This window comes from Microcoleus sp. Pol12B4 (genome assembly GCF_036701385.1).
Taxonomy (GTDB): domain Bacteria; phylum Cyanobacteriota; class Cyanobacteriia; order Cyanobacteriales; family Microcoleaceae; genus Microcoleus.
This window is the reverse complement of sequence record NZ_JAUBQR010000355.1, coordinates 1-3,892: the sequence shown is the minus strand read 5'-3', so window position 1 is coordinate 3,892 and position 3,892 is coordinate 1. Positions and strand designations below refer to the sequence as shown.

General features: G+C 46.8%; 7 protein-coding genes. 2 read left to right on the top strand and 5 right to left on the bottom strand.

Going from position 1 to position 3,892, the window contains the following annotated elements; all coding sequences use genetic code 11:
* Positions 1-494, bottom strand: a 494-nt coding sequence (locus tag QUA38_RS27960; RefSeq protein ID WP_333167631.1) for a metal ABC transporter ATP-binding protein, incomplete at its 3' end; no start/stop codon positions are given.
* A 90-nt stretch (positions 495-584) separates the two neighbouring features.
* Between QUA38_RS27960 and QUA38_RS27955 the strand changes: the two genes are divergently transcribed.
* Positions 585-1,661 carry a metal ABC transporter solute-binding protein, Zn/Mn family gene (locus tag QUA38_RS27955; RefSeq protein ID WP_333167629.1) on the top strand — a complete coding sequence of 359 codons (1,077 nt, stop codon included), beginning with the start codon at positions 585-587 and terminating at the stop codon, positions 1,659-1,661.
* Between the two features lie 117 nt (positions 1,662-1,778).
* Here QUA38_RS27955 and QUA38_RS27950 read toward each other — a convergent pair whose 3' ends face one another.
* Both QUA38_RS27950 and QUA38_RS27945 read right to left on the bottom strand, forming a co-directional pair.
* Positions 1,779-2,039, bottom strand: coding sequence for a DUF7219 family protein (locus QUA38_RS27950; RefSeq protein ID WP_333037090.1), 261 nt, complete (start codon positions 2,037-2,039; stop codon positions 1,779-1,781).
* Positions 2,040-2,328: 289 nt separating this feature from the next.
* Entirely contained in the window at positions 2,329-2,496 is a 168-nt protein-coding gene (locus QUA38_RS27945) for a metallothionein (RefSeq protein ID WP_333167627.1), read from the bottom strand.
* Positions 2,497-2,644: 148 nt separating this feature from the next.
* Here QUA38_RS27945 and QUA38_RS27940 point away from each other — a divergent pair, with 148 nt between their 5' ends.
* Entirely contained in the window at positions 2,645-3,052 is a 408-nt protein-coding gene (locus tag QUA38_RS27940; RefSeq protein WP_333167633.1) for a metalloregulator ArsR/SmtB family transcription factor, read from the top strand.
* A gap of 2 nt (positions 3,053-3,054) precedes the next feature.
* Here the strand turns inward: QUA38_RS27940 and QUA38_RS27935 are convergent, their stop codons facing one another.
* Positions 3,055-3,255: a heavy-metal-associated domain-containing protein gene (locus QUA38_RS27935; protein WP_333167626.1), complete on the bottom strand. Its 201-nt coding sequence runs from the start codon at positions 3,253-3,255 to the stop codon at positions 3,055-3,057.
* Between the two features lie 140 nt (positions 3,256-3,395).
* Positions 3,396-3,892: N-acetylneuraminate synthase family protein (locus QUA38_RS27930; protein WP_333167624.1), on the bottom strand; the 497-nt coding region annotated here is incomplete at its 5' end.

Genomic DNA, 3,892 nt, shown 5'->3' with positions numbered 1-3,892 from the left:
ATCGCGTTAAAAGGTTCGTCGAAGAAGAATAAATCGGCTTGTTGGGCGATCGACCTTGCTAAGAAAATCCGCTGCTGCTGTCCGCCAGACAGTTCGCCAATTTGCCGATCGCGCAAATCCCACATTCCTACCCGCAGCAAAGCACCTTTCACCAATTCTTGCGACTGCTTCGAGGGGCTGCGAAACCAACCAGTCTGGACAGTTCGCGCCATCATTACCGCATTCCACACCGTAATCGGATAATCCCAGTCAATTTGCGATCGCTGCGGCACATAAGCCACCCGCGACAACTGTTCCTTCAGCAGCCGTCCCTGATATTTGACCAAACCCCGACAGGCCGGGATCAATCCCAGCATCGCTTTCACCATCGTGCTTTTCCCCGCACCGTTGGGGCCGAATACACCGGTTAATTGTCCCGATTGTAAATGGAAATTCACGCTGTTGAGAGCCGAAATTCCGCGATAATTGACAGCCAAGTCTTGCACTTCTAGCATAATTCGAGATTTTGAGAACGATTCTTGTTCGTAGCTACTAGAATAGGATAACTCGAAAAAGCAATAACGATTATCGTTCCAAAGGTGAAAATGTTAAAGAAGTTGGCTGGAAAAAGCGGCAGATTGTGCGGTGCGGCGGTTTTGGCGATCGGCTGCGGAGTGGTTGGGTGCAGTGGAGGGCAGAACGCAAGCAATCCGGTGTCAGACAGTCCCGCCACAAGTCAAACTCAAGCCAGTCACGCCGCCAATTTGCCAAAAGTCGTGGCCACGACTGGCGTTATCTGCAACCTAACTAAAGAAATCGCTCAAAGTTCGATCGACACCACCTGTCTGATCAAGCCGGGAGACGACCCCCACGCCTACCAAACCAAGCCGGAAGACCGCAAAGCTATTGAAACAGCAAATCTGATTTTATACGGCGGCTACAACCACGAACCCAGCATCATTAAGTTAATTGAATCTAGCAGTAATTCCGCGCCCAAAATCGCCGTCCACGAACTCGCCGTTCCCAAACCGCTGATGGGCGAACACGAGCACGAACACGGCGAAGAGAAAGGGGAAAACAAACCCCATGCAGAAGGTGAAAAAGTCCCTGACCCTCACGTTTGGCATAATCCTCAAAATGGCCGCCGCATGGTAGAAACAATTCGGGATGAATTGATCAAAGTTTCCCCCAACAATGCTCAACTTTATACAAAAAATGCAATAAGCTTAACAGATGAGTTGCAAAAAATAGATACTTGGATCAAAGCTCAAATTGCGACTATTCCAGCCCAAAAACGGAAGTTAGTAACAACTCACGATGCTCTGAGTTACTATGCCGATGCTTACGGTTTGGAGATGGCTGGAGCTTTGCAGGGTGTGACGACAGAGGAACAGCCCACCGCAGCAAGAATTGCCAAATTGTCCTCAGAAATTAAGACCGCAGGAGTGCCGACAATTTTTGCGGAAACTACAACTAATCCGAAGTTGATGGAGACTGTGGCGAGGGAGGCAAATGTCGAAATTTCCAACAAAGAACTTTACAGCGACGAGTTGGGTGGCCCCGGCACCGGTGCTGATACATATCAGGGAATGCTGAAAACTAATACTTGCGCGATTATTTCTGGCCTCGGTGGGAATTGTACTTCCTTTGCCGGAGCAACTGCACCAAATCCCAAACCATAGAGTGTCTAAAGTTTGCCTACTAGCAAGCACCTTACATTTGCTGGGTACGATGCAAAACGCAGCGCTCGCAATCGCAGGGGTTTTCGATTGCAAACGCTGCGTTTTGCAGCGATGACTTTAAGGTGAATTTGGCTCCTCGGTACTGGGGGGTTTTTGGCCAATTCCCAATTGCTTCTTAGAGGATTTTAAGTCTTTCCAAAGCATCTTAATATCTTTATAGGCTTTCTCAGCACTAATTTTCCCCCCTGTTTCCAGCGAGCAAATATAAGTTATTTTTTGAGCAAACTCCTGCAAGTTGGCATTAAACGCCAAGTTTTCTGGCGTGAAATCACCGTAGTAGCGATTGCGAGGATGTAAAAAATCTTCCCGCTCTTTCATTGCCCCCTCCTAATTAAACTTTTGGTATTCAACTTGTGGTTCGGTCTCTGCTGTTAATAGCACTATTTGTACTCAGTATCGCGGCGCTAACTTGCTTCTATTGTATTGCGTAAGTAGCAATTGTGCTTTTTCGCTCTGTATTTAGTCTATTAATGCAGTCTTAACCTTAAGTTAGGTTTATCTTAACTTTTCTTTAACCTAAAAGCAAAAAAATTGGGAAATGCGCGGTTCGCATCTCCCTTTAGATATATTTGGCAGTTCGTGATTAACCTTTTTTGAAGCCGAATATTTATTTGTGGCAGTCGCAGCCGACGTGGCCGCAGCCTTGGCCGTTGGGGTGGCCGTCAGCGCAAGCACTGGAACAGTATGTTTTGCCGTCTTTTTCAATGGCTTCACTGACGTTGACAACGCACGAGCATGAAGGACAGGCACATTTTGTTTGGGTGGCGGTAGTCATACTTTAGATTCTCCTGGTGGGGTTATTTCTCTATACTAATATCTGAACATATATTCAGGTATTAGTCAAGGGAATGTAAAAGTTTTGTTACAAAAGGTTTGTCGATCGCACTAAAATGAAAATGAGAATTAAAACTAGCCGGGAAAAGATGTCACCCAACTCTGCTGTTAACGGAGCGATAAGTCAGTCTCACGAACAAAACGATACACCAACGTGCGATCCATCGCACTTAATTGACTGTTTGCGGGCCGGGGACATCCAAACACAAGTTCTCAACACCGCCAAAGCCCAGCGGATGGCTGAGTTTTTCAGTCTTTTGGGAGATGCGAACCGCCTGCGACTGCTGTCGGTTTTGGCCAAGCAAGAACTGTGCGTGTGCGACTTGGCTGCGGCTTTGAGTATGAGCGAGTCAGCGGTATCGCATCAGTTGCGGGCATTGCGGGCGATGCGGTTGGTAAGTTACCGCAAGGTTGGGAGACAAGTTTTTTATAGTTTACTCGATCGCCACGTTTTTGAACTTTACCAAGCAGTCGCCGAACACTTAGACGAAGCCTAATATTATTCTCCTTGGATGGTGTGGCCTGTCACCACAACCGCCTGTTTAATTGATTCTTCAGAAGCTTGAGCCTCAACCGTAACAGTCTTAGCTGCGACATCCACATTGACAGAAGCATCGGAGTCAACAGTTTTGATGGCTTTGGTAATTGTATCACCGCAGCCAGAACAGACGATCGACGGAACTTTAAGTACCAGTGCCATAATAAAACCCAAATATTGTAGATGACAGTATTGATTGTGCTTTTATTTTAATCTAATTTCGCTTTCCAAACAAAAGTGCGCCAGAATAAATTCTGACGCTACAAGAAGTAACTCTTCCGGCGCAGATTAATGAGTGATGACTAATGAGTGATGACTAATGACTTAGTATCTGGTATGCACCGCCCAACTGCTGCTGCTACAGGCCGCAAACTAACAACTAAATCAACCATATCTGCCAAAGAAAGAGCTTGCCGCGCGTCAGAAACCGATTTTTCTGGTTGCGGGTGACACTCAATAATTAATCCGTCTGCACCGCAAGCAACCGCTGCTTTGGCTAGTGGTGCGACTAATTCTCGCTTGCCGACGGCGTGAGAAGGGTCTACAATTACTGGCAAATGAGTTAACTGTTTCAGTGCTACGACTGCACCTAAATCTAATACGTTTCGGGTGTAATTGTCGAAGCTGCGGATGCCTCTTTCGCAGAGAACTACATGAGGATTTCCGTGACTGAGAATGTATTCGGCGGCCATCACAAATTCTTCGATGGTCGCTGATAAGCCGCGTTTTAGGAGGACTGGTTTTCCGGCTTGACCGATCGCCTTTAGTAACTCGAAGTTTTGCATATTCCGACTGCCTA

Coding starts and splice junctions, on each gene's coding strand:
- QUA38_RS27940 (WP_333167633.1), top strand. CDS start 2,645: ATGTCACCCAACTCTGCTGTTAACGGAGCGATAAGTCAGTCTCACGAA.
- QUA38_RS27945 (WP_333167627.1), bottom strand. CDS start 2,496: ATGACTACCGCCACCCAAACAAAATGTGCCTGTCCTTCATGCTCGTGC.
- QUA38_RS27950 (WP_333037090.1), bottom strand. CDS start 2,039: ATGAAAGAGCGGGAAGATTTTTTACATCCTCGCAATCGCTACTACGGT.
- QUA38_RS27935 (WP_333167626.1), bottom strand. CDS start 3,255: ATGGCACTGGTACTTAAAGTTCCGTCGATCGTCTGTTCTGGCTGCGGT.
- QUA38_RS27955 (WP_333167629.1), top strand. CDS start 585: ATGTTAAAGAAGTTGGCTGGAAAAAGCGGCAGATTGTGCGGTGCGGCG.